Here is a 23859-nt window from a genome sequence, read left to right as displayed (position 1 = left end):
TGGGGCCATGAAACGGGGTTGACCGGTAAACCGCCAGCGGAACGGCGATCAGTTGCAGGGTGCCGTCACCGATTCGGAGGACCTGCGGATGATCACATGGTGGGGAAGCACCTGTTCGCCCTGTGGCAGGCCGGCATCGCCGGTCAGGCAGTCGAGTAGTGCCTGCGTGGCCGTTGCAGCCATCGCCGCCATCGGTTGGTTGGCCACGGTCAGCGGCGGCCAGGCTCGACGGGCAGCGGCGGTGTCATCGAACGCCGCCAGTGAGAGGTCCTGCGGAATCCGCAGGCCTGCTCGATGGGCCACCCAGAGCACACCCAGTGCCATGTCGTCATTGCTGGCCAGCACGGCGCTCGGCGCTGAGGAGGCACCAAGCAGGTCTTCGCCGATGTCGCAGCCCGACTGGAACGAAAAGCGGCCGTAGCGGACGAGCTCGGGGGCGATCGGCAGTCCGGCTCGCGCCATCGCATCTTCGAAACCGGCAAGCCGCTCCCGGCTGTCGCCATGTTCCATGGGACCGGCCAGGAATGCGATCCGCTGGTGGCCGCTGTCGATCAGGTGCGAAGCCAGCTGATCGGCCGCCAACCGGTTGTCGATGCGGACGGTCTGCATGCCGGGCAGCGCCTGCGCGCCGGCCAAGGCAATGGCGGGCATACGCAGCCGCATGAAGGTGTCAGAGTTCGATAACCGTTCGGCGTAGGGCGGGATGAGGATCAGCCCCTCGGCACCGGCCTTGATCGCATCCATCACCAACTGTTCGGCGTCCTCGAGCGTCGCTGAGGTGCCTTCGCAGACGATCAGTTGGGCGCCCGCCATGTGGGTGCTGGCCAGCACGGCGAGCAGGCTGTCGGTCAGGAAAGGCGAGCGGTCGCCGGAATGGATCAGGGCGATACGTGTTCCCGCTGCACCGGCCAAGCGCCGCGCCTGAAGGTTGGGCACATAGCCGGTCGCACGGATGGCCTCCTTCACCCGCGCACGGGTTTCCGCGCCCACCTTGCCGGTGCCATTGATCACATTGGATACCGTCATGGACGACACACCGGTTCGATCGGCAACGGTCTTCAGTGTTGCGGGGCGATGCGGAGGTTGGCCTGGGGCTGGGCGATTGGCCATCGAAACGTCTGCGGGGGAAACAGCGCGTATTGGAACCGGTTTAACGTTAAACCCCGCTGAGCCGGATGAATCATCCCGGGACCCGGACCCCATTCCCGTTGGTGTGATCCACTACCATGGGCCACCCGTCAGGATGCGCCCGCATGTCCATAGTGATCCCCGCGTTGCCCAAGCCGCCCACCGCCCGCATCGCGGCCTGGTTGCTGATGCTGCTGGGCATGTGGCTGACCTTGAAACTCGGGCTCGTGGTCACCCTGCTGTCGGGCCTGCTGGTGTTCCACCTGACCCATCTGCTGGCCTCCACCGTCGAGGGCAAGTTGCCGCCCGGGCGCGCACGGGCCTATTCGGTGATCGTGCTGTCAGCGTTGATCATCGGCGCGCTGACCCTGGCGGCGATCGGCATCGCCTCGTTCTTCCGCAACGAGACCGGTGGGCCGGATGCGCTGTTGATGCGTCTGATGGACATCCTCAACACCTCCCGCCACCAGGTGCCGGACCTGCTGCAGCCCTATATCCCGGAAGACCTGCAGGCGCTGCGCACGGCGATGAACGACTGGGCGGCGACCCACCGCCAGCAGCTCGGTATCGCCGGCACGTCGGCCGTGCAGATCAGCGTGCGGATCCTGATCGGCATGGTGCTGGGTGCGATGATCGCGCTCTACGACGAGCTGCCGCTGCCGAAGATGGGGCCATTGGCGCAGGAGCTGATCGGCCGCACCAGCCGCATGGCCACCGCGTTCCGGCAGGTGGTGTTTGCCCAGGTGAAGATCTCCCTGCTCAATACGCTGTTCACCGCCATCTTCCTGCTCGGGGTGCTGCCGCTGTTCGGTGTGCATCTGCCGCTGTCCAAGACGCTGGTGCTGATCACCTTCCTCGCCGGCCTGCTGCCGGTGGTGGGCAACATCATCTCCAACACGGTCATCACCATCGTCGCGCTGTCGGTGTCGTTCTACGTGGCCGTGGTCGCGCTGCTTTACCTGGTGGTGATCCACAAGCTGGAGTACTTCCTCAACGCGCGCATCGTCGGGGGCGAGATCCAGGCGCGCGCCTGGGAGCTGCTGCTGGCGATGCTGGTGATGGAAGCCGCGTTCGGGCTGCCAGGGTTGGTCGCGGCGCCGGTGTTCTATGCCTACATCAAGCGCGAACTGCTGGATCAGCGCTGGATCTGAACCACCGGCCGCGGCACGCGCTCCGTTGCTCACAGCCCCGCCGCGGTCTATAACGCGGGTGGGTCTTCCACGGAAACGGCACCATGGCGACGAATGGTCCACGAGCGTCAGGCAGCAAGGGCGCGCGCCCGCTCCCTGGCAGCGAACCGCGGTTGCTGTCCGGCGGCAATCCGCAGATTCCCAAAGGTGACGGCGATGGCCGGGTACAGGCCTACATCGCCGCGATGCCGGGCTGGAAGCGTGCGGTGGGCGAACGCCTGGATGCGCTGATCGTGGCGACCGTTCCGGGCGTGAACAAAGCGGTCAAATGGAACTCACCGCTATACGGGATCGAAGGCGACGGCTGGTTCCTGAGCCTGCATTGCTTCACCCGCTACATCAAAGTGGCCTTCTTCCGCGGGCGGGCGTTGCAGCCGATCCCGCCGGTCGCCTCGAAAAGCCAGGACACGCGCTACCTGCATATCGGGGAAGGCGTGCCGCTGGACGAAGCCCAGTTCCGTGCGTGGGTGGAGCAGGCCAGCCGCCTGCCCGGCGAGCGGATGTAAGGGGCAGGCCGCCCTACAGCTTCAGGTTCAACGACACGTAGGCCGCGCGCCCCGGTGCGGGTGAGAACATCGGCTGGTCATCGCCGCCCCAGAAGAAGTTGTCGTACCACGCATACGCGTACTCGCGGCCGGTCAGGTTCTTCACCTGCACATCCACGCTCAGCCGCTCGGACAGCTGATACGACGCGCTGGCATCGAGCACCGCGAAGGCGCCGAACGTGCCCTGCGTGTTGCGCTCTTCAATGTAATAGTCACCCTGCATCCGGCCCTGCAGGCCGAAGGTCCAACGATCGTTGGCGCGGTAGTCCACGCCGATGTTGCTGATGTAGCGCGGCGTGGCGATGACTTCGTTGCCGGCCAGAGCGGTACCGTCGGTGGTGAAGGCGCTGACCACCTTGGCCTGCTGGATGGCGTGCGAGCCCCACAGCGTCCAATGCTCGCCCAGGCGCGTGGTGACCTGCAGGTCGACGCCTTCGCGACGGGTCTGGCCCAGGCCGACCGAGGTGCCGGTGGCGGGCATGTTGGCGACCTCGTCGGTGGCATCCTGGCGCCACACCGCGATGCGCGCCTCGGTGCCGACAGCGGGGGTGAACTTGATGCCTACCTCCTTGCCGGTATTGATCGAGGGCCGGAAGGTCGCCTGGCCGGCGGTGAGGTAGGCCGGTGCGGTGGAGCCGGTCAGTACCTGGAACGTCCTGCCCCAGTTGGCATAGACGTTCAGGGCCGGGGTGATCGCATAGACCACGCTCAGCTTGGGCTGCTCGATCGTGCCGTAGTGCTGCAGCGGGGCGGTGATGCCACCGGGCAGGCGGGTGCTGCCGGAGAAGCGGTCGACGCGGTAGGCCGGCACGATCTTCAGGGCAGGGGTGGGCTGATACACGGCCTGCACGTAAGCACCGAGGTTGTCCAGGGAATAGCGGTCATCGTTCTGGATCCGCGCCGGGGTCGAGAAGTCGGTCGGGACGGCGTGGTTGTAGCGCAGGCGGCGATAGGTGTTGTCCTGATGCTCGGCGTTGAGACCGGCCTCGACGGTGAGCGCAGGCGTGGCCGCCCAGGTCAGCGTGCTGAGCAGGCCGGTCTGTTTCTCGTCCCACTGGCGGCGCTGGCGCGGCGCGTTGCCGGGCACGTAGCCGGTGAAGGTCACCTGCCGATCGTCCTCGTAGCGGTTGTAGTACAGCTTGTTGCTGACATGCACGGTGTCACTCAGCTGCAGGTCCAGATGGGTGCTGAGATGGCGCATGTGGCGGTCGTCGAGATCGTTGGCATTCTTGAGCGCGGATCCGCGGCGGTCAGTGGCCAACTCTTCAGCCGTCATGAAGCCGGGCTCGTCCGCCTCGTGGTGGTACACCCGTGCGATCAGGCCGATGGTGAACAGGTCCTCGCCGCCGCTGTAGAACCACTTGCCGCCGAGCGAGTACTTCTTCGAGCGGTCATGGTCGCGGTAGCCATCGGAGGCCTGTGAGGCCAGGAAGTAGTTCTGGGCGACACCGTCCGCTTCGCGACCGATCGCGACCTGCGCTTCGCGGGTGTTGTAGCTGCCGTAGGTGAGTCGCGCATCGGTGTAGTTGCCGCCCTGGCGGGTGCCGAGGTTGATGTTGCCGCCGATGTTGTGCAGGCCGTAGCGCGGGTCGTTGGTGCCGCGCACGACTTCGATGTAGTCGATGTCCAGCGGGAACACCATGTCGATGAAGCGCTGGTTGCCGCTGTTGACGTTGCTGGGGATGCCGTCGATCAGGATCTTGATGCCGTTGAGGTAGCCCTCGCCATTGAACGCGCGGAAGGTGGCCTTGCCGGATTCCGCGCCCTGGCGGGTTTCGGTCAGCTGCATGCCCGGCATCTGGCCAAGCAGTTCCCAGCTGTTGGAGACGTTCTTCTCATGCACCTGGTCGCCGCCGAGCACATCCACCGAGGTCAGCACGCGGTTCGCGACGAGGGGACGGCGGGAGCCTTCCCGCACGTGCACGCTGCCCAGCGTGATTGCCGCATCGCTGGACTGCGCGCGCGCTTCACCGGCGCACAGGGTCGCCAGCACGGCGGACACCATTGCCTTGGTTCTCATCTCTTTGTGCCTTTCAGTAGCCGTGAGGACAGGGGTAGCGCAAGCCGACAGAAGTCGCTCGCTGAGGGGACGAGGGTGCTAGAAAAAGCAATAATATAACATTGCATTGATGTTCGCTTCCCCTGAGTTCTGCACCCGTCGCGCCATCGATCTGCGCGAGGGCGAAACGATCCACGCGACCGCATTCGAGGCATTGATCCGCGCCGCGATCGCGCGCAACCGGGCAGCGAAGCCCCTTGCCGCTGCAGCGCGTGCGAAGGCAAGCCAGCGCTCTGCCTGAATCATCACGACCTCCTGTACTGGTACACGCCGCGCGATTCGGCAACGATAAAGGGCTGGGCGAGGCGGCAGCGATGCGGCCGGCCCATTCCCCCACGTTTCCAGGATGTGCCTGTGCTGAGTGTGATCGGCTGTTTGCTTGCGTTGTATCTGGTGTGGCGCGTGATCTGGCCGCTGCGGCTGTCGCGTCCGGTGCGGATCGTACTGGGCCTGCTCGTGGTCGCACTGGCGCTGCACCACCGGATCGTGGCCCAGTTCGCCGGGACCATGGCCTCGCCCGAGATTCCCACGGCGATGATCGCGGTGCTTGCGACCGGGTTCACCACGCTGCTGATCAGTGCGGTGTTCGTGCTGGTGCTGGATGCGCTGCTGCTCATCGCGCGTCTGGGCCGGGCGCAGCGCGTGCTGCCGATGCTGCGCGCGGCGTGGCTGCGCCCTGCTGCGGGCACGTTGGCGCTGCTGCTGTCCGCCTACGGCATCTGGCAGGGCATGGCGGTCCCCAAGCCGCGGCAGATCGAGGTCGCCATCGACAGGCTGCCGGCCGCGTTCGACGGCTACCGCGTGCTGCAGCTCACCGACATCCACGCCAGCCGCCTGCTCACCGGTGCCTGGGTGGAGAAAGTGGTCACCCAGAGCAATGCCCTGCATCCGGATCTGGTGGTGATCACCGGGGATCTGATCGACGGCACTGTCAGCGCCCGCGCCAACGATTTCGCGCCTCTGGCCAGTCTGCACGCGCCCGATGGCGTCATCGCGATCACCGGCAATCATGAGTACTACGCGCAGTACGCCGAGTGGATGCAGGCCTTTCGCGGGCAGGGCATGCAGGTGCTGGAGAACACCCACACGCAGGTCCAGCGTGACGGTGCGACGCTGACCATCGCCGGTGTCACCGATCCGGTGGCCGCGCGCTACGGCCTGCCCATGCCGGACCTGACCGCCGCACTGGCCGGCGCGGACCCGCAGGCGCCGGTGATCCTGCTCGACCATCGTCCGGTGGAGGCACGCGCGAATGCCGCGAAGGGCGTCGCGCTGCAGCTCTCCGGCCACACCCACGGCGGCCACATCCTCGGCATGGACCAGCTGGTCAAGCGCGCCAACGGCGGCTTTGTCTCCGGGCGCTATGAGGTGAATGGCATGACCTTGTATGTCAGCAACGGTGCCGGGTTGTGGCCGGGCTTCGCGGCGCGTATCGGCGTGCCGTCCGAGATCACCCTGATCACGCTGCGACCGCGCTGATGGTGTGTGGATACGGTATGCCCGGGGTGGTGCTGCCGGACACCGAGGCCTGGACGGTGCGCGATCCGGTGGGCCGCGATTATCCGATCTGGGTGTCGCTGCCGGCCGGCTACGAGCGGGATACACACCTGCGCTACCCGGTGCTGTATGTCACCGATGCGCTGTACAGCTTTCCACTCGCGCGCAGCGTGCGCAACATGGTGGGGCAGGGCGGTGCGCACCTGGCGCCCTTCATCCTGGTCGGGCTGCCTCCGCAGCAGGGGCTGAGCTCGCAGCAGAGCCGCTCGCGTGATTACACCCCGACCCAGCCCACCCGCAGCCCCGGGGACGACTACACCGATGGCATCACCTACGGCGGCGCTGCGCACTACCGGGATTTCCTGGCGCAGCGTGTGCTGCCACAGGTCCAGGCGCGCTACCGGACCGATCCAGCGCAGCGTGCGTTCGCCGGCCATTCCTACGGCGGTCTGTTCGGCGCCTTCGTGTTGCTGACGCGCCCGGCGATGTTCCAGCGCTACATCCTGTCCAGTCCTTCGCTATGGTTTGATCAGCATGTGATCGAGCGGATCGAGGCGGACTATGCCAGTGCGCATGCGGATCTCGACGCCCGCGTGCTGCTGTCGATCGGCGCACACGAAACCCCGGCGTCCGCTGCGCCCTTCGCCGCCCGCAACGATATGGTCGCGCATACCCGGTCCTTTGCCGACCGCCTGCGCGGGCGCGGGTATCCCGGCCTGCAGCTGGAAACACGCGTGGTGCCGGATGAGGATCACCTCACCGTTTACCCGGCGATGCTCACCCGTGCGCTGTTGGCGCTGTTCCCCACTGGGAGCACGTTCCGGACCGTGTGAAATTTCCGCCAGTGGCTGTGCACGCCTCGGTCACCGGGCAGCGCGGAGGCTGGGCGCACGAGCCCTGACCTGCGGAGATTCCATGACCACTCTGACCCTGCCCGAACTGGCCAAGAAGATGGCCGGCATCGATTTCGCGATGCTGCAGACCCACACCGCCAGCGGCGAGATCGCCGGCCGGCCGATGAGCAACAACGGTGACGTGGACTACGACGGCGACAGTTATTTCTTCGCCTTCGACAATGCTGACATCGTGGCCGAGATCGAACGCGACCCGAAAGTGGCGCTGTCCTTCACCGGCAGCAAATCGCTGCTGGGCAAGCCGCCGTTGTTCGTGGCCGTGGAAGGCCATGCCACGCTCAGCCGCGACCGCGCGACCCTGCAGGCGCATTGGGTCCCGGATCTGGAACGCTGGTTCAAGCAGGGCGTGGATACGCCCGGCATCGTGCTGATCCAGGTCAAGGCGACCCGCATCCACTACTGGTCGGGCGAGGACGACGGCGAGATCCGCCTGTAAACGATGCCTGCCTCGTCGATCAAGATCGGATGCGCAGGCTGGTCGATTCCCAGCCGTTACGCCGCATTGACCGGCGCGGGCGAGAGCATGCTCGCGCGCTACGCAACGCGGTTCCCGGTGGTTGAGATCAACTCCTCTTTCTATCGGCCGCACCAGCAGCGCACGTATGAACGCTGGGCGGCGAGCGTGCCGGCCACGTTCCGGTTCTCGGTGAAGCTGCCCAAGGCCATCTCGCATGAGGCAGCGCTGCGCGGTTGCGGTCCGGCGCTGGAGCGCTTCCTTGAGGAGACGGCCGGCCTGGGCCGCACGCTGGGTGGGCTGCTGCTGCAGCTGCCGCCGAGCCATGCCTTCGATGCGCGGGTGGCGGCCGGCTTCTTCGGCATGCTGCGGCGTCGCACCGATGTGCGCGTGGTCTGCGAGCCACGCCACACCACCTGGTTCACACCGCAGGCCGACGCGATGCTGCAGCGGCATGCGATCGGGCGTGTCGGCGCGGACCCTGCGCGAGTTCCCGAGGCCGCCCAGCCGGGCGGTGACGCCGGATGGCGCTACTGGCGATGGCATGGCGCGCCACGCATGTACTACAGCGACTATGACGACGCAGCACTGCGGGAGTTGGCCAGGACGGTTGCTGCGCGGACAGCAGGTGCGCGCTGGGTGATCTTCGACAACACCGCCCATGGGTTCGCCATCGCCAATGCGTCCCGGCTGCAGGACATCCTGAGCGGCGCTACCCTCCAGGAGCCCGGACATGCCTGAAGGTCCCTCCATCGTCATCCTGCGTGAGGCCGCCGCCAAGTTCCGCGGCAAGACCGTGCGCCTGGCCACCGGCAACAGTTCGTTGGACCTGACCCGCATGGAAGGGCGGCGGGTGGTGGCGCTGCGCAGCTGGGGCAAGCACTTCCTGATCGAGTTCCGCGGCTTCAGCCTGCGCGTGCACATGCTGATGTTCGGCAGCTACCGCATCGATGAGCGCAAGCCGTCGCCACCGCGGGTGTCGCTGCAGTTCGACAACGGCGAGCTCAACATCTATGCCTCGTCGGTGAAGTACATCGAAGGCGCGCTGGAGGACACCTACGACTGGCGCGGGGATGTGATGAACCCGGCCTGGGATCCCGGGCTGGCGCGCAGGAAGCTCAAGCAGCAGCCGGAAACGTTGATCTGCGACGCGCTGCTGGACCAGGATATCTTTGCCGGCGTGGGCAACATCATCAAGAACGAGGTGCTGTTCCGCACGCGTGTGCATCCCGAATCCACGGTCGGCGCGCTGCCACCGCGCAAGCTGGGCGAGATCATCAAACAGGCGCGACAGTACAGCTTCGATTTCCTGGACTGGAAGCAGCAGTTCGTGCTGCGCCAGCACTGGCTGGTCCACACCAAACGGACCTGCCCCCACTGCGGCGGCCCCCTCAGCAAGACCTACCCGGGCACGACCCGGCGGCGGACGTTTTTCTGCCCGGTGTGCCAGGTGCGCCATGGCGCCGCGCCTGCCGGGTGCAAGGCCGCGCCGAACGCACGCAAGGCGTCCCCGAGGCGTTCAGCCAGGTCCTCGCCCATGGCGTAGGATGGGTCCACACGCACGTACGCGCGTCCTGCGCGATCGACACCTGATCGCCTTCGCTCCTTTCTCAGAGTCCTTCATGCCGCCAGCGGAATGAAGGCTCCCGTGTCCCACGGAGCGCTCATGCCGGGCTATACCACCCGCATTCTCACCATCCCGGTCGGCGGTCACGACTTCCGTATCCGCGCGCTCAGCGATCTGCAGCAGTTTTCCGATCCCACCGGACGCGCCCAGCGGGCCGGCATCCACTCCTCGCTGTGGAGCCTGTTCGGTCAGATCTGGCCGGCCGGCCGCGCGCTGGCCGATACCATGAGCCACTTCGATGTGACCGGTAAGCGGATCCTGGAGCTGGGCTGCGGGCTGGGCCTGTCCAGCCTGGTGCTGGCCCATCGCGGCGCGGATGTCGTGGCGACCGACCACCATCCACTGGCCGAATCCTTCCTGGCCTACAACGCCGGCCTCAACGACCTGCCCGCGGTGACCTACCGTGACCTGCCCTGGGAGGTCCCTGACGGTTCGCTGGGGCGCTTCGATCTGATCATCGGCAGCGACATCCTCTACGAACGGGGGCATGCCCATCAGATCGCGGCGATGATGCTGCGGCACGCCAAGCCCGATGCCGAGCTGCTGATCACCGATCCCGGCCGCGGCAACGTGGGGTCGTTCTCGCGTGGCATGGCCCTGCAGGGCTTCGATGTGACCGAGGAACTGGGGCTGTTCGAGGATGAAGGCAATGCGCCGGGCAACGGCCGCCTGCTGAGCTATCGGCGGGGTGCGGTGCGGCCGGCGGCCGTGGCCTGAGCGCAGGCAGGGCGTGTTTCGACACGACCGCTCTGCTGTGACGCGGCGTGCAGATCGACTGGCGTAGGCTGTCGCCGTCCAGATGCGGCCCAGGCGGCCGGGAGTCCCTCGATGCGATCTCGTCCACTGCCGCGCCGCGAAGGCCTGCGTGTTTTCAGGATGCAGGCTTGAGCATGGCCGCCACCGCGCCCACTGCGCGCCCGCAGACGCGCTCGATGATCATCGCCGGTCTCTCCACGGTGGTGGAGTGGTACGACTTCACCCTTTACCTGTATCTGGCCACGGTGCTGTCGCGCGTGTTCTTCGGCGGCGGCGAGAACGCGCTGCTGGCTACCCTGGCCGGGTTTGCGGTGTCGTATCTGATGCGGCCCCTGGGTGCACTGGTCTTCGGCCATCTCGGCGACCGTTTCGGGCGGCGCTACATGCTGCTGGCCTCGATGTTGCTGATGACCGTGGCGATGCTCGCCACCGCGCTGCTGCCCACCTTCGAGAGCATCGGCGCCGCTGCCGGTGTGCTGCTGTTGCTGCTGCGCTGCCTGATGGCGTTCTCGGTGGGCGGCGAGTACACGGGCGTGGTCGCCTATCTGCTGGAAACCGCACCCGTGCGCAGGCGCGGGCTGGTGACCTCATTGGCGTCGGCCGCGAGCGAAGTGGGGGCCCTGCTGGCGGTGGCGTTGTCAGCGCTGACCGTCGCGCTGCTGAGCACGGCGCAGCTGGATGGCTGGGGCTGGCGGATTCCGTTTTTCGTCGGGGCGGCGCTGGCCGGTGCGATCCTGCTGGCGCGCTCGACCATGCACGAGTCGCCCGAGTTCGAGCGGCAGCAAGCCGAGGGTACCGTGCCGACGTCGCCGATCCGCGATACCTGGCGGCACCACAAGCCCGCGATTGCGCGCACGTTTGCGATCTCCGCACTGGGCTCGATCACTTATTACGTCGGCATTACCTATGTGCCCGCGTTCCTCGGTTCGGTGGGGCAGGTGAGTGAGTCGGAGGCGTTGTGGCTGTCCACGGTCGCGGCGGTGGCAGTGATCGTGGTGACACCACTGGCCGGTGCGCTGTCCGACCGGATCGGGCGTCGCCCGGTGTTGATCGCGTTGGCCGGGCTGTCGGCGCTGCTGCCGTTGACCATGTTCTCGGTGATGGCCGGGGGCAGCACCGTGGCGATCGGGCTGGCGGCGGTGGTGCTGGCGTGTCTGGCCGGTGGGGTGAGTGCGGTGGCGGCCCCTGCCACGGCCGAGCAGTTCCCCGGCGAAGGGCGCCTCAGCGGGCTGGCACTGGGCGTCACCATGGCCACGGCGTTCTTCGGTGGCGCGACGCCGTTGCTGGCCGAACTGCTGGTGCGGCATACCGGCTGGTCGTCGGCCCCCGGGGCGATGATCGCCGTGGTGGCAGTACTGGTGCTGCCGGTGATGTGGACGCTGCGCGAGACGCGACCCAGGTAGTGCCGGCCGCTGGCCGGCTCCACGCAATGCCGGGTCTTCGAGGAGCCGGCCAGCGGCCGGCACTACCGGTATACGGTGGGTTGCACAAAACAGAACAGGCCGCCCGAAGGCGACCCGTTCGTTCAACACAGCGATGTCGTCGGGCCTCAGTACTTCCAGCGCAGGCTCACCGCAACAAAGCGCGGCTCGCCGTAGTTGTTGTAGTCCAGGTTGGCCCAGTAGGTCTTGTCCAGCGCGTTGCGCACGCTCAAGGTCGCCGTCCAGCTGTCGCTGATGCGGTAGTTGGCGTTGAACTGCACCAGCGCATACGCCGGCTGGTTCACCGTCACCGTGCCGCCGAGCGGATAGGGGATGTTGTAGCCCTGCACCTTGCTCTGCCACTGCACGCCCGCACCCACGCTCAGGCGCTCCAGCGCGCCGCGCAGCCGCACCTGGGTGTTGAGCTGCAGCAGATCTTCGGCCGGGTTGGCATACAGCAGATCGGTAGCCGCGCGGGTCACCTTGACGTGGGTGAAGCCGGCATTGACGGTCCAGCCCGGCAGGATCTCGCCGTTGACGTCCACTTCCCAGCCGCGTGCCTTGGTGCCATTGATGCCGATGTAGGCCGAGCTGCCATCGCTGAGCGAGCGCTCCGGCACGCTCGTGTCGAGCACCGCGTAGTTGTCCTGCTTGGCCTCGAACACCGCGGCATTGGCGGTCAGGCGGCCGTCGAACCACTGCGACTTGATGCCCGCTTCCAGATTCGAACCTTCCACCGGCGCCAGCAGGTTTTCGTTGCGGTCCTTGAAGTTCTGCGGGTTGAAGATTTCGGTGTAGCTCGCGTACGCCGCCACCTGCGGAGTAATGTCGTATACCAGGCCTACATAGGGCGTGACTTCATCGGTCACTTTGTACGCGCCGCTCGTACCGGTATACGCACCGGCCGCGTTGTAGGAGCGGGACAGCGTTTCCCAGCGGCTCAGGCGCGCACCGGCGATCAGCGCCAGTGGATCGGCCAGGCGCAGGCGGGTAGCGACGTAGACGCCGCTCTGCGTGGTCTTGGCGACGCGGCGTGCGCCGGTACGTGCGTAGGTCACTTCGGAGATGTCGCCATCCCAGGCGCGGATATCCGGGATGTAGTAGCAGCGCTCGGTCCCGCAACGTGCCCAGTCGGTGGGATAGCGCAGCGCGATGGTGTTGGTGGTGCCTTCCAGATCCGCCCACTGCCCCCCCACGGTCAGGTCGTGCTCGCGGCCGAACAGGGAGAACGTGCCGCTCAGGTAGGCATCCACGTTGCGGCGGGTGTCTTCGGAATCGCCGGCGGCGGTGCGCAGGAAGATGCCCGCACCGGTGGCCGGATCCGGGTAGCCACTGCCGTACACGCGCACGTTCTGCACGTTACCCTGGGTGTAGGCGGTGTTGATCTTCAGCAGCCAGTTCTCACCGAAGCGCTGCTCCAGGTTGGCGAAGGCGGTGCTGGTCTCGCGCTGCCAGTAGCTCCACTTCGGCGCGACGTTGGTCGAGCGCGGCAGATGGGCGAAGTCGCCCTGGCTGTTGAAGAACGGCACGGTGCCCCAGGTCGAGCCGACCGGATTGTTGTCCTGGGTCTGGTATCCCACGGTCAGCGTGGTGCTGTCGGTCAGGTCACCTTCCAGCACGGCCATGCCGGCCATCTTGTTCTCGTGGTAGCGGTCGTAATACAGATCGCGGTCGGTGTAGGCGGCAACCACGCGGCTGCGGAAACGGCCGTCAGCGGTCAACGGCGCGGTCACGTCGGCTTCCATGCGCTGGTAGTCCCAGCTGCCGGCGCTCACCGCGAAGGAGGCATCGAATTCCTTGCCCGGGCGCTTGCGCAGCAGGTTGACCGTGGCCGATGGCACACCGGCGCCGCTGAGCAGGCCGTTGGCGCCGCGGATCACTTCGACCCGATCGTAGAACGCGGTGTCATATTCCTGGTTGGTCGAGCCACTGTAGGTGGGGATGCCATCGACCTGGAAATCGGTGATGGGAAAACCGCGCGCGTAATACAGCGGGCGCTGGGTGTCGTAGAAGGAGACGCTCACGCCGGTGACGTTGCGCATGACGTCGTTGATGCTGAACAGCGATTCGTCCTGCAGGCGCTGAAGGCCGATCGAGGTCGCCGACTGTGGGGTTTCCTGCAGGCTGATCGGTAGCCGCGTGGTGCTCGAGGGCATCGCGCGCGCACCCACCACACTGACCTTGTCCAGCGTCTTGGCATCGGCATTGCTGCTGGCGTCTGCCGGCGCATCGGCGAAGGCCTGCGGGGCGGTCAGCACCAGCACGGAAAGCAGGGCCAGGCCCAGCGGGGCACGGCGGGGAAGGCGAAGCGAAGCAGCGCAGGCGTACATGCGGGTCTCGTGATGATCTGGGGGCGTGGCCGGGCCCCAAGCCCGGCGGGGTGCAAATGTAAAGCGTTCTCATTCGCTTTACAAATACTGAACATTCAGATTGTCCAGGCCCCCAGAACGCAACCGGCCACCGCAAGGGTGGCCGGAGGGAAACCGTGGCGGAGGCGCGAAGGCCCCGCCGGTGCAGGCTTACAGCGCCTGCAGTTCTTCGTTGGCGTTGCGCTTGGCCTCGGCCGGCTTGGCGGCCGGCGGCGGGGTCAGCATCACCGCCGGGCTGGTCTCGACCGGCACCTCCAGGTACGGCAGCTTCAGGGTCTCGCTGGTCAGGCGGCGGATCTCATTGGTCAGCGCCGGGCTGTCGTTGAGCTTGCGGCCATACGACGGGACGATCTGCTTCAGGCGCGCTTCCCAGCCCGCCGCCATCTGCTCGGGGAAGGCTTTCTTGAGCAGGTCCAGCATGATCGGCGGCGAGGTCGAGGCACCCGGCGAGGCGCCGAGCAGGGCGGCCAGGGTGTGGTCCTGGTCGGTCACGATCTCGGTACCGAACTGCAGGATCGCGCCCTTTTCCGGGTCCTTCTTGATGATCTGCACGCGCTGGCCGGCGGTGACCAGCTTCCAGTCCTCGCGCTTGGCGTGGGGGAAGTACTTGACCAGTTCGGCCTGGCGGTCGTCATCGTTCAGACGTGCCTGGCCCATCAGGTACTTCACCAGGTCCAGATTCTCCAGGCCCACGTCCATCATGCCGGCTACGTTGTTGTGGTTGACCGAGGAATACAGGTCGAACCACGAGCCGTGCTTGAGGAACTTGGTGCTGTACAGCGCGAACGGCCCGAACAGCACCACCGGCTTGCCATCCAGCTTGCGCGCATCCAGATGCGGCACCGACATCGGCGGCGAGCCGGTTTCAGCCATGCCGTAGGCTTTGACCGAATGCCGGTTGGCGATCGCCGGGTCCTGGAAGGCCAGGAACTGGCCACCGACCGGGAAGCCGGCGTAGTTCTTCGATTCCGGAATGCCCGACAGCTGCAGCAGCTTGAGCGCGGCGCCACCGGCACCGATGAACACGAAACGCGACTTGACCGTGGTCTCGTTGTCGGACTTCAGGTCCTTGACGGTCACGTTCCAGCTCTTGTCATCGTTCTGGCGCAGCGCGCGCACTTCATGGTTGAGGTGCAGTTTGAAGTTCGGGCTGCGTTCCAGGCCCGCGGTCAGCTGGCGGGTGATCACGCCGAAGTTCACGTCGGTGCCCAGCGGCATCCAGGTGGCGGCGACCTTCTGCTTCGGGTCGCGGCCTTCCATCAACAGCGGCGCCCACTGCGTGATCTGCGCGGGATCCTCGGAGTACTGCATGCCGTAGAACAGCGGGTTCTTGACCAGCGCCTGCTGACGCTTGTGCAGGTAGGCGATGTTCTCATCACCCCAGACGAAGCTCATGTGCGGGGTCGGGTTGATGAAATCGCTGGGCTGGCTCAGGCGGCCTTCGCGGATCTGGTGCGACCAGAACTGGCGCGAGATCTCGAACTGCTCGGCGATGCCGACCGCACGCTTGGTCTCGATGCTGCCGTCGGGCAGTTCCGGGGTGTAGTTCAGCTCGGCGAACGCGGAATGACCGGTGCCGGCGTTGTTCCAACCGTCCGAGCTTTCCAGCGCAACCCCGTCCAGGCGCTCATAGACCTGGATGTTCCAGTCTGGCTGCAGCTCCTGCAGGAAGGTGGCGAGCGTGATGCTCATGATGCCGCCGCCGACCAGGACGACGTCGACCGGCTTGTCGTTGCCGGCAGCCGGGACCGAACGCTGATGCAGCGGCCAGTACAGGAACAGTGCCGCTGCCAACAGCAACACCACGAGCAGGCCGAGGACGACCTTCGCTAGTTTTTTCATGGGGATCTCAGGTAGGGAGACATGGGAAGGATGCCGCCGCTGCCGGGAACGCCCGTGAAGACGGGCGTCACAGCGGTACCTTGGGAGCGATTTTAGCCCTTTCCGGTACGGATTTGGTGCAACGCAGCATCCGGTGGGTGTGCCGGGCCGGGTCAGTCGCTGGCCAAAGTGAAGTATTCGAGGAGGAAATAGCCGGCTTGATAGACCAGTGCCAGCACGGCCAGAGCCAGATGGGCGCGGCGCTGGCGCAGGGCCATGCCCAGCCCGGCAATGACCAGCATCACCACCGTGTGGACCCAGTAGGCGTCGCCGAGCATCTGCCAGCGGCTGTGTCCCTTGATGGCGGTATCGACCAGATCCAGCAGCGTGACCAGCGCCAGCATTCCGAAGAAGCCACCGCGCCGCTGAAGCAGATAGTTCTCATAGCTGCCGAACTCGCGCACATCGTCCGGAAACAGCAGGACGCAGAGCAGGTACCACGCGGCGCAGTAGGCGATCACGAACAGATACAGCTCGAAGGTCCACTGCCGGACCTCGCCCAGCCGGAACTCCCACCACCAGAAGGTCACCACCGAGATCAGCGCCCAGACCACCCAGCACAGGTGGATCCACGACCAGCCGCGGCGCTGGGGGTGCTCGATGATCCCCGCCAGCCCGCGCAGCAAGGTGGTGATGCTCAGGCCGAGGATGATGCTGAGCACCACGCGGATGTGCAGGTAGACCGGATCGGTGTCCATCGACGTGCCCGCGGCTGGAATGCGCCGATGCTGCAACGGGGCGGGTCGTCAGGTCGTGTAGGGCGGCTCTACCGGTCGGGGCTTACCGCTTCTTGCGCACCAGCGTCGCCGAGGCCGCCAGCACCGCCCGGGTCAGCAGCGCCATCGTCTGCACATCGCCCTTCCAGTGCTGCCAGTACAGCGGCACGTCTTCCCAGGCGCGCTGTTTCATGTGCACCAGCCGGCCAGCCTCCAGGTGGCGTTTGACCAGCGGCAGCGGGTTCATGGTCCAGCCCAGCCCACCGAGGTTGGCCTGGACGAATGCGCGGGTGGAGGGGATCCACCAGGTCGGCGCGGTCAGCGGCAGGTCGTTGCCGGCCAGGCGGCGGGCGAACCGGGCCTGCATGTCGTCCTTGCGGTTGAACACCAGCACCGGGGCCTGGGCCAGCGACTGCGCGTTGACGCCCTTGGCGAAGTGCTGCTCATGGAAGGCCGGGGTGCAGGTGGCGGCGTAGCGGATGCTGCCCAGCGCATGGATCTGGCAACCCTGCACGGGCTCATCCAGCGTGGTCACCGCGCCCAGCACGGCCCCTTGCCGGAGCAGGGCCACGGTGTGGTCCTGGTCTTCCGAGCGCAGGTCCAGCGTGGTGCCGGTCTGCCGTGCGAACTGCAGGGCGGCCTCGGGGAACCAGGTTTCCAGGCTGTCGTGGTTGACCGCCACCGGAATGCTGGCGTGGGGCAGGTCCTCATCGGCGATGCCCATCCGGTGCAGGGCATCGTGCTCGAGCAGGGCGGTCTGCTCGGCCAGCTGCACCAGCACCTGGCCTTCGGTGGTGGCCACCGCCGGCGAAGAGCGTTTGACCAGCAGGCGGCCGACGCGGTCCTCCAGCGCCTTGACCCGCTGGGAGACTGCCGAGGCGGTGACATTGAGCGACTGCGCGGCACGGTCGAAGCTGCCTTCGCGGATCACCGCCGCCAGGGCGCGGAGCTGGGCATGGTCGATGCGCATGATCTTAAGTTCCGCTAAAGATGGTTAAGTAAGTTTAGCTCTACTTTTTAATGTTGCGGCGCGACAATACGCGCCATCCGGTGCTGTACGCCTTGGCGAGGCACCGCCCCCCAGCAAGACACAGGTGGTATCCCATGTTTTCCATCCTTTCCGGCGGCGCCGGGCTGAGCGCGTGGCTCAGTGGTGCCGCAACCGGCATCGGCCTGTTCGCGGTGGTCGGCGCGCAGAGCGCGTTCATCCTGCGCCAGGGCATCCTGCGCAAGCACATCATTCCGGTGGTGGCGACCTGCGCGGCCATCGATGGCATCTTCATCTTCGCCAGCGTGGCGGGCCTGCGCACGCTGACCCAGGCGCTGCCGTGGCTCACCACCGTGGTCCTGTGGGGCGGTGTCGCCTTCCTGGCCTGGTACGCCTGGCAGTCGGCGCGGCGCGCGCTGGCCGGTGGCGGTGGCATGCACGTGGACGACGGCGACAGCACCTCCCGCCGCGCGGTGCTGATCTCGGCGGTCGGGTTCTCGCTGATCAACCCGCATTTCTGGCTGGACATGATGGTCATCGGCGGCATCGCCGAGAACTTCGGCAACGCGCGCATGGCGTTCGCGGCCGGCGTGTTCACCGCCAGCTGCCTGTGGCTGACCGCCCAGGGCCTGGGCGCGCGCCTGCTGGCCCCGCTGTTCACCAAGCCCAAAACCTGGCGCATCCTCGACGGCACCATCGCGGTGATCCTGTCGATCCTGGCGCTCAGCCTCGCGTTCCGCGGCATGCATTGAACTCTCTCCTCGATGCAGGTCCTGGAAATGGCACCGTTCGCGGTGCCATTTTTTTTGCCGCCTGCAGGATTATCCCTATGGTTGACCGGTTGGGCTTCCGCCTAGAATCGCGATCCCGGACATGAGGTCCAATGCAGCAGGGGAAAGGATGAAACACCTTCAAGGGTTGGGGTTGCTGGTGTTGCTGGCCATCACGGGCCAGGCCGGCGCGGTGGATCTGGAGCGCTACCTGCGCCGGGATGCCTTCACCGATATCAAGATTTCGCCGAACGGCGACTACTACGCGGCGACCGTGCCGATGGAAGATCGCACCGCCCTGGCGATTCTGCGCAGAAATGGGGGTGAGGTGGTGGGCTCGTTCGTGCCACCCAGGAACAATCACGCCAACCATTTCGACTGGGTCAGTGGAGAGCGCGTGCTGATCGGCCTGGCCGAAAAGCATGGTTCTCTGGACCAGCCGCGGATGACCGGTGAGCTGTATGCCATGAACGCCAACGGCGGGCGCGGCGAACTGCTGGTCGGCTACCGCGTGCAGGGAAACGGCCCGGGTACCCGCATCCAGCAGAAAAAAGTGGAGGCCGTGGCGGCGTTCCTCGCTGATGACCTGCCTGCGGACGACCGCAACGTGCTGGTCACGATCTGGCCGTTCAACGATGACCCGTTCACCCGTGCCGATCGGCTCGATGTCACCACCGGCCGCCGTCAGACCGTGGCGCGCTCGCCCGTGCGTCGCGCCGATTTCGTCACCGACAACCAGGGCCAGGTACGTTTCGCGCACGGCGCGGGAGCCGACAACGTCAACAAGCTGTATTACCGCGAAGGGTCGGGCACGACCTGGAAGCTCGTCAACGATGAAGCACTGAACGGGCGTATCGAAACGGCGATTGGTTTTTCCGAAGATGGTCGGCTGGCGTACTTCAATACCGAGATGCCGCAGGGGCCCGATGCCATCGTGTCCTGGGACCCGGTGACCGACGAGCGCAAGCTCGTGCTCCGCGATCCCGTGGTGGATGTGCACAAGTACATCTACCGGCCGGGCACATCCATCCCGGTGGGGGCGCTGTACCTGGGTGACACGCCGCGCACCCGCTTCTTCGACGAAAAGGGCCCCGATGCCCGTCTGTATCGCAGCCTGGAGGCCGCATTTGGTGGTGATGCGGTGTTCATCACTTCCAGCACCCGTGATGGCAGGCAGCTGATGGTCGAGGCGTGGTCGGGGCGCAACCCGGGCGACTTCTACATCTTCGACAATGAGGCAAAGAAGGCCGACCACGTCATCAGCCGCAGCAGCTGGATCGACCCGGCCGCGACTGCCGTGGTGCGTCCGGTGGCTCTCAAGGCGCGTGATGGGCTTGCCCTGCACGGCTACCTGACGGTGCCGGGTAAAGGCAATGCCAACAGGCAGCCGATGGTGGTGATCCCGCACGGGGGGCCTTACGGTCCGTTCGATACCGGCGGCTACGACCCGGTCAGCCAGATGCTCGCTGACGCGGGTTATGCAGTGCTGCAGATCAACTTCCGTGGATCGGGCAATTACGGGCGCGCGCATCGGTCTGCTGGCGCCCGCGAGTGGGGCGGCACCATGCAGGACGATCTCACCGATGCAACCCGCTGGGCCATCAGCGAGGGAATTGCCGATGCCTCGCGGATCTGCATCTATGGCGCCAGTTATGGCGGCTACGCGGCGATGATGGGCGCTGCGAAGGAGCCCGGTCTGTACCGTTGTGCGGCCGGGTATGTCGGTGTCTATGACCTGCCGATCATGTTCACCACCGGCGACATCCAGCGGCGTGGTTCTGGTGAAAACTATCTCAAGGAATGGATCGGTGACCGGCAGCAACTGGCTGCCGTATCGCCGGTGAATCTGGCCGACCGCATCAAGGTGCCGGTATTCCTCGCTGCCGGTGGCGAAGACGAACGCGCCCCGATCCAGCACACCAGGCGGATGGAGGCGGCGTTGAGGAAAGCCGGCGTGCCGGTGGAGGCGCTGTACTACCCTACCGAAGGCCACGGCTTCTACACCGATCCGCATCGCCGTGAGTACTACACCAAGCTGCTGGCGTTCCTGTCGCGCCACATCGGAGGGCAGGCGGCCAACGCCGTGCAGCCCTGACCGCATCGTTGGGCTTAAGAAGACAACGGCACCGTGAGGTGCCGTTGTTGTGTGTGGGGAGGGCTGAACGCGGCAGATTGCAAGTTGTTGCATGGTGCCCGGGCGCGACCCTGCGGGATGCTGGGCAGCTCTCCCTTCGGGTCTTCCCAGCATGCGGCGCTACCTCTCCTCAACGTCCCACCTGCGGCCTTTTTCGTGCTGGTCAGCGCGTTTGCTGCTTGTTCTGTTTTGCAATCCCTCCCGTGCGACCGACATCGATGACGGTCTGCAGTTGACGGTGGATCAGGCGCTCATGATCGCAGTGCTCTCCGGCGAGGTGGACGAGAGGGCGATCCGGTTGCACGGGTTGATGCGGCGCAGCGAGCCCGTGGGGCCATTGAGCGAGCCCGACGCCGCGGTACTTCATCACACCGTCCAGTTACTGACAATGGGCAAGCTGATGACCGAAAATGTTGTCGCATTTGCGTACGGCAACCGGCTTGAGGGCACAGCGGCAGGTCGTCTACTGGCGGCATCGCCAGCATGGGGATTCGCCGGCGATGGCGCTCGTTGCCTGGCACAGGACGTCCGGCGCGAGCCTGTTGATGGCGCACCTGCCGCCGCCGCATCCACCGATAGGGTGGGCTATCGCGTCCAGTACGTTTGCATCGCACCACATATGCACAAGAGTCGTGCGCTTGCACAGCTGATGACGGCTGTCGTGCAGGGACAGGCCGTACCATCGGTAGATGCACTGGAGCGGTCGATGTTGGCCGGCGAGCGCCGCGACGCGACCCGGCCTTGGTCTATCAGCGGCAGTCTCTCCTTGTCCAGCGATGCACACGGACGTAACTGGACGAGCAGTGGTGCCGTCGTGGGCGAACAACTGCTGGCGGAAATGGAGGTGCCGCCGACTGTGTGGATGCCGATGCCGGTGTCGCAGGCCGAATCGGTGCGCATGGCGGTGCGGGAACTGATGCAGCGCATGCAGGTTGCCGGAGAAGCGTCGGCAGACCTGCAGGATGCGATCGCCGCGCACCTCCTGCTGAGCTTTCCGGAAGTGTTGTGGGGTGCCGTGCGCGAGGACGTCACCGGGTTCGCGCGCGCAGTTGCCCGCCGCGCGGCCACGGCCGAATGTCGGGTGCAGGAGGTGCAGCAGGGGGAGGACCGGTATGAAGCGCACACCGTTCGCCTGGCGCAGGCAGCCTTGACATGCACGTTGCCCGCGCTGGAGTGGACGCTTGCACCTCTCGATGCCCACGGTAGTGATGCGACCGCCTTGGCGACACGCTATCGCCAGTTCCTTCAGCGCGCGGCGGAAACGATTGCCACGTCACCTGCCCATGTGGCCGCAACTGCAGTGGACCTTCAGCAGGTGCCCGGACCGAATGGCGACGCATGGCACGCCGAGCCAGGTGCTTTGCCCAAGCTGCTGCTGGAGGGCATCCTGCCCGCGCCGTTGGTGAAAGAACTCGGCGGCCTGGCCCTGAACGCAGATGCGCTCCATCCGGATATGCGTTTCGAGCATCTTGATGGGCGCAATCTGGACGAGTCTGGACGCGTGCTTGTGCGCCGTTTCCTTTATCAGCTGCGCGCGGCCAATGCGCAGAATGAGGTGACACTGCCGGAGCGCTGATTGCCGCGGTTCGGCTACTTCACCCCGTGCATCATCTTCTTCAGCAGCGGCGAGCAGATCAGCGCCACCGCCGCGCAGCCCAAGCCGATCCACATCAGCAGCCAGAACAGGTGTTCGTAGCTGGCGGCAGCGTTGGCGATATCCATGGTCTGGCCTTCCGGCACCTCGATCGCGGCGAGCTTGCCGAACAGCGCCGCCAGCGTTTCCGAGAACGCAGTGGCCAGGAACCAGGTGCCCATCATCAGGCTGACGACGCGCGGTGCGGCGAGCTGCGTGACCGCCGACAAGCCGACCGGTGACAGGCACATTTCGCCGATCTCCAGGATCAGATACGCCAGCACCAGCCACCACACGCTGGCCATCTGCCCGGTCGCGCCGACGTGCTGGGCGGCCAGGGCCAAGGGCACGAACGAGAGTGCGGCGAAGATCAGCCCGATCGACGATTTGATCGGCTTGGACGGATCCATGCGGCGACGGTCCAGCCACGCCCACAGCATCGCAAACAGCGGCGCGAGTACGACCAGGAACAGGCCGCCGAGGTAGGTCAGCGAGCCGGCGGTCTGCGGGATCACCAGGCAGTCGCGGATCAGCATCACCAGCATCGCCGCCACAATGGCGATGAACAGGTTGCGGGGCGCGGACGAACCCGGGTTTCGCTCCGACAGGCGCGCGGCCACCACGAAGCCCAGCGGCGCCAGCAGCAGCGAGGCGATCGACCAGGGCAGCGGGGTGCCGCCCTGGATCACCAGCGACGGCACCAGATCCTTGGTCAGCAGGCGATCGGTAAAGGTCACCCAGGAGCCGTAGGTCTGCTCGTACAGGGTGAAGAACACCAGAGCCATGAAGATCAGCGCCATCAGCGCGATCATCTGCTGGCGCTGCACCGGCGTGCAGCGGGTACCGGTGAACCAGGCGAACCAGACCAGCACGCCGCCGAGCACGACGATCATCAGCATCAGTGCCAGGCTGATTTCACCGCCGAGCGCGAACGCGCCGTTGGCCGCGGCCCACATCAAGGCAGCGACGGGGATTACGCCGAGCACGGCCACCGCATAGATCAGCCATTCGCGACGGATGCCGAGCACGCGCTGGCGCAGCGCCGGAAGGTCGGACGGTTCGGCGTGGCCCTGCAGATACTTCTGGCCCCACAGGAACATGCCCAGCCCGATCACCATGCCGATACCGGCCGCGCCGAAGCCGTACTTCCAGCCATAGGCTTCGCCGAGGAAGCCGCACACCAGCGAGGCGAACAGCGCGCCCAGATTGATGCCGGCGTAGAACAGCGAGAAGCCCGAATCGCGGCGGGGATCGTTCTCCGGGTAGAGCTTGCCGACGATGGTGGAGATGTTCGGCTTGAGGAAGCCCACGCCCATGATGATCAGGGCCAGCGAGAGGTAGGTGATGCCCAGGGCCGCGTCATCGCGTACCACGGCGCCGTCAATGCGGACCGCCGCGTGGCCTTCGAACGCCATGCCCAGATGCCCGAGCACCAGCAGCACGCCACCGAACACCACCGCCTTGCGCATGCCCAGCCAGCGGTCGGCGAGCAGACCGCCGAACACCGGGATGCAGTAGACCAGGCCACCGTAGGCACCGAGCAGGTCCAGCCCGGCCTTGTCGCCGAACAGGTGGTACTTGGTGAGATACAGCAGCAACAGCGCCTTCATGCCGTAGAACGAGAACCGCTCCCACATCTCGGTGAAGAAGCAGATGTAGACGCCCTTGGGATGGCCGAGGAAGTCGTCGGTAGCGGGGGAGGTTGCGGCGGCGGGCAGGGCGGCTGCGGTCATCGAGGGATCAGGCAGGGCGGACAAGGGGGCGAGTATAGGCCCGG

20 protein-coding genes are annotated in these 23859 nt (G+C 66.1%); 13 read left to right on the top strand and 7 right to left on the bottom strand.

Annotated features, from left to right (window positions below; genetic code table 11):
• Positions 1–48: 48 nt before the first annotated feature.
• Entirely contained in the window at positions 49–1110 is a 1062-nt protein-coding gene (locus tag ACW6W5_RS03930; protein WP_193222843.1) for a LacI family DNA-binding transcriptional regulator, read from the bottom strand.
• 143 nt (positions 1111–1253) lie between these two features.
• Between ACW6W5_RS03930 and ACW6W5_RS03925 the strand changes: the two genes are divergently transcribed.
• Together ACW6W5_RS03925 and ACW6W5_RS03920 are read left to right on the top strand one after the other, a co-directional pair.
• Complete coding sequence (locus ACW6W5_RS03925; protein WP_121043289.1) at positions 1254–2279, top strand: AI-2E family transporter; 1026 nt, start codon at positions 1254–1256, stop codon at positions 2277–2279.
• Positions 2280–2362: 83 nt separating this feature from the next.
• On the top strand, positions 2363–2824 hold the full coding sequence (locus ACW6W5_RS03920; protein WP_152153636.1) for a DUF1801 domain-containing protein: 462 nt from the start codon (positions 2363–2365) through the stop codon (positions 2822–2824).
• Between the two features lie 13 nt (positions 2825–2837).
• Here the strand turns inward: ACW6W5_RS03920 and ACW6W5_RS03915 are convergent, their stop codons facing one another.
• Complete coding sequence (locus ACW6W5_RS03915) at positions 2838–4883, bottom strand: TonB-dependent receptor (RefSeq protein WP_152153638.1); 2046 nt, start codon at positions 4881–4883, stop codon at positions 2838–2840.
• 109 nt (positions 4884–4992) lie between these two features.
• Here ACW6W5_RS03915 and ACW6W5_RS03910 point away from each other — a divergent pair, with 109 nt between their 5' ends.
• The 8 genes from ACW6W5_RS03910 (at position 4993) to ACW6W5_RS03875 (ending at position 11573) form a co-directional block, all read left to right on the top strand.
• Positions 4993–5163, top strand: coding sequence for a hypothetical protein (locus ACW6W5_RS03910; protein WP_193222844.1), 171 nt, complete (start codon positions 4993–4995; stop codon positions 5161–5163).
• 113 nt (positions 5164–5276) lie between these two features.
• Complete coding sequence (locus ACW6W5_RS03905; RefSeq protein WP_152153640.1) at positions 5277–6401, top strand: metallophosphoesterase; 1125 nt, start codon at positions 5277–5279, stop codon at positions 6399–6401.
• Positions 6402–6418: 17 nt separating this feature from the next.
• Positions 6419–7252 carry an alpha/beta hydrolase gene (locus tag ACW6W5_RS03900; RefSeq protein ID WP_152153642.1) on the top strand — a complete coding sequence of 278 codons (834 nt, stop codon included), beginning with the start codon at positions 6419–6421 and terminating at the stop codon, positions 7250–7252.
• Between the two features lie 82 nt (positions 7253–7334).
• Positions 7335–7769: a pyridoxamine 5'-phosphate oxidase family protein gene (locus ACW6W5_RS03895; protein ID WP_152153644.1), complete on the top strand. Its 435-nt coding sequence runs from the start codon at positions 7335–7337 to the stop codon at positions 7767–7769.
• Between the two features lie 3 nt (positions 7770–7772).
• On the top strand, positions 7773–8528 hold the full coding sequence (locus tag ACW6W5_RS03890; RefSeq protein WP_121043302.1) for a DUF72 domain-containing protein: 756 nt from the start codon (positions 7773–7775) through the stop codon (positions 8526–8528).
• On the top strand, positions 8521–9333 hold the full coding sequence (locus ACW6W5_RS03885) for a DNA-formamidopyrimidine glycosylase family protein (protein WP_152153646.1): 813 nt from the start codon (positions 8521–8523) through the stop codon (positions 9331–9333). The genes ACW6W5_RS03890 and ACW6W5_RS03885 overlap by 8 nt, the downstream gene beginning before the upstream one ends.
• Before the next feature lie 120 nt (positions 9334–9453).
• Positions 9454–10131: a class I SAM-dependent methyltransferase gene (locus tag ACW6W5_RS03880; protein WP_121043308.1), complete on the top strand. Its 678-nt coding sequence runs from the start codon at positions 9454–9456 to the stop codon at positions 10129–10131.
• Positions 10132–10304: 173 nt separating this feature from the next.
• Positions 10305–11573, top strand: coding sequence for an MFS transporter (locus ACW6W5_RS03875; protein WP_152153709.1), 1269 nt, complete (start codon positions 10305–10307; stop codon positions 11571–11573).
• 146 nt (positions 11574–11719) lie between these two features.
• On the opposite strand, the gene ACW6W5_RS03870 is transcribed toward ACW6W5_RS03875, so the two are convergent.
• From ACW6W5_RS03870 to ACW6W5_RS03855, 4 genes are all read right to left on the bottom strand, one after another.
• A complete protein-coding gene (locus tag ACW6W5_RS03870) occupies positions 11720–13921 on the bottom strand; it encodes a TonB-dependent siderophore receptor (RefSeq protein ID WP_152153648.1) in 2202 nt (733 codons plus the stop codon).
• Between the two features lie 189 nt (positions 13922–14110).
• Positions 14111–15802: a malate dehydrogenase (quinone) gene (mqo, locus tag ACW6W5_RS03865; RefSeq protein WP_152153650.1), complete on the bottom strand. Its 1692-nt coding sequence runs from the start codon at positions 15800–15802 to the stop codon at positions 14111–14113.
• A gap of 152 nt (positions 15803–15954) precedes the next feature.
• Positions 15955–16539: a hypothetical protein gene (locus tag ACW6W5_RS03860; RefSeq protein WP_152153652.1), complete on the bottom strand. Its 585-nt coding sequence runs from the start codon at positions 16537–16539 to the stop codon at positions 15955–15957.
• An 82-nt stretch (positions 16540–16621) separates the two neighbouring features.
• Positions 16622–17527, bottom strand: coding sequence for a LysR family transcriptional regulator ArgP (locus ACW6W5_RS03855; protein ID WP_121043332.1), 906 nt, complete (start codon positions 17525–17527; stop codon positions 16622–16624).
• 134 nt (positions 17528–17661) lie between these two features.
• Here ACW6W5_RS03855 and ACW6W5_RS03850 point away from each other — a divergent pair, with 134 nt between their 5' ends.
• The 3 genes from ACW6W5_RS03850 to ACW6W5_RS03840 all read left to right on the top strand — a co-directional run bounded on the left by ACW6W5_RS03850 (position 17662) and on the right by ACW6W5_RS03840 (position 22025).
• Positions 17662–18297: a LysE/ArgO family amino acid transporter gene (locus ACW6W5_RS03850; protein WP_121043335.1), complete on the top strand. Its 636-nt coding sequence runs from the start codon at positions 17662–17664 to the stop codon at positions 18295–18297.
• Positions 18298–18445: 148 nt separating this feature from the next.
• On the top strand, positions 18446–20410 hold the full coding sequence (locus ACW6W5_RS03845) for an alpha/beta hydrolase family protein (protein WP_152153654.1): 1965 nt from the start codon (positions 18446–18448) through the stop codon (positions 20408–20410).
• 211 nt (positions 20411–20621) lie between these two features.
• On the top strand, positions 20622–22025 hold the full coding sequence (locus ACW6W5_RS03840) for a hypothetical protein (protein WP_152153656.1): 1404 nt from the start codon (positions 20622–20624) through the stop codon (positions 22023–22025).
• 14 nt (positions 22026–22039) lie between these two features.
• Here the strand turns inward: ACW6W5_RS03840 and ACW6W5_RS03835 are convergent, their stop codons facing one another.
• A complete protein-coding gene (locus tag ACW6W5_RS03835) occupies positions 22040–23815 on the bottom strand; it encodes a peptide MFS transporter (protein ID WP_152153658.1) in 1776 nt (591 codons plus the stop codon).
• Positions 23816–23859 lie beyond the last annotated feature (44 nt).

Source organism: Stenotrophomonas sp. IS26 (assembly GCF_054188265.1).
This window is presented reverse-complemented; position numbering and strand designations above follow the sequence as displayed.

Excerpts from the sequence above, each read along its gene's own strand:
- ACW6W5_RS03930 (WP_193222843.1), bottom strand. The coding sequence starts at position 1,110 with ATGGCCAATCGCCCAGCCCCAGGCCAACCTCCGCATCGCCCCGCAACA.
- ACW6W5_RS03875 (WP_152153709.1), top strand. The coding sequence starts at position 10,305 with ATGGCCGCCACCGCGCCCACTGCGCGCCCGCAGACGCGCTCGATGATC.
- ACW6W5_RS03835 (WP_152153658.1), bottom strand. The coding sequence starts at position 23,815 with ATGACCGCAGCCGCCCTGCCCGCCGCCGCAACCTCCCCCGCTACCGAC.
- ACW6W5_RS03850 (WP_121043335.1), top strand. The coding sequence starts at position 17,662 with ATGTTTTCCATCCTTTCCGGCGGCGCCGGGCTGAGCGCGTGGCTCAGT.
- ACW6W5_RS03855 (WP_121043332.1), bottom strand. The coding sequence starts at position 17,527 with ATGCGCATCGACCATGCCCAGCTCCGCGCCCTGGCGGCGGTGATCCGC.
- ACW6W5_RS03910 (WP_193222844.1), top strand. The coding sequence starts at position 4,993 with ATGTTCGCTTCCCCTGAGTTCTGCACCCGTCGCGCCATCGATCTGCGC.
- ACW6W5_RS03900 (WP_152153642.1), top strand. The coding sequence starts at position 6,419 with ATGCCCGGGGTGGTGCTGCCGGACACCGAGGCCTGGACGGTGCGCGAT.
- ACW6W5_RS03845 (WP_152153654.1), top strand. The coding sequence starts at position 18,446 with ATGAAACACCTTCAAGGGTTGGGGTTGCTGGTGTTGCTGGCCATCACG.
- ACW6W5_RS03920 (WP_152153636.1), top strand. The coding sequence starts at position 2,363 with ATGGCGACGAATGGTCCACGAGCGTCAGGCAGCAAGGGCGCGCGCCCG.
- ACW6W5_RS03870 (WP_152153648.1), bottom strand. The coding sequence starts at position 13,921 with ATGTACGCCTGCGCTGCTTCGCTTCGCCTTCCCCGCCGTGCCCCGCTG.
- ACW6W5_RS03925 (WP_121043289.1), top strand. The coding sequence starts at position 1,254 with ATGTCCATAGTGATCCCCGCGTTGCCCAAGCCGCCCACCGCCCGCATC.
- ACW6W5_RS03880 (WP_121043308.1), top strand. The coding sequence starts at position 9,454 with ATGCCGGGCTATACCACCCGCATTCTCACCATCCCGGTCGGCGGTCAC.
- ACW6W5_RS03860 (WP_152153652.1), bottom strand. The coding sequence starts at position 16,539 with ATGGACACCGATCCGGTCTACCTGCACATCCGCGTGGTGCTCAGCATC.
- ACW6W5_RS03895 (WP_152153644.1), top strand. The coding sequence starts at position 7,335 with ATGACCACTCTGACCCTGCCCGAACTGGCCAAGAAGATGGCCGGCATC.
- mqo (WP_152153650.1), bottom strand. The coding sequence starts at position 15,802 with ATGAAAAAACTAGCGAAGGTCGTCCTCGGCCTGCTCGTGGTGTTGCTG.
- ACW6W5_RS03890 (WP_121043302.1), top strand. The coding sequence starts at position 7,773 with ATGCCTGCCTCGTCGATCAAGATCGGATGCGCAGGCTGGTCGATTCCC.
- ACW6W5_RS03915 (WP_152153638.1), bottom strand. The coding sequence starts at position 4,883 with ATGAGAACCAAGGCAATGGTGTCCGCCGTGCTGGCGACCCTGTGCGCC.
- ACW6W5_RS03885 (WP_152153646.1), top strand. The coding sequence starts at position 8,521 with ATGCCTGAAGGTCCCTCCATCGTCATCCTGCGTGAGGCCGCCGCCAAG.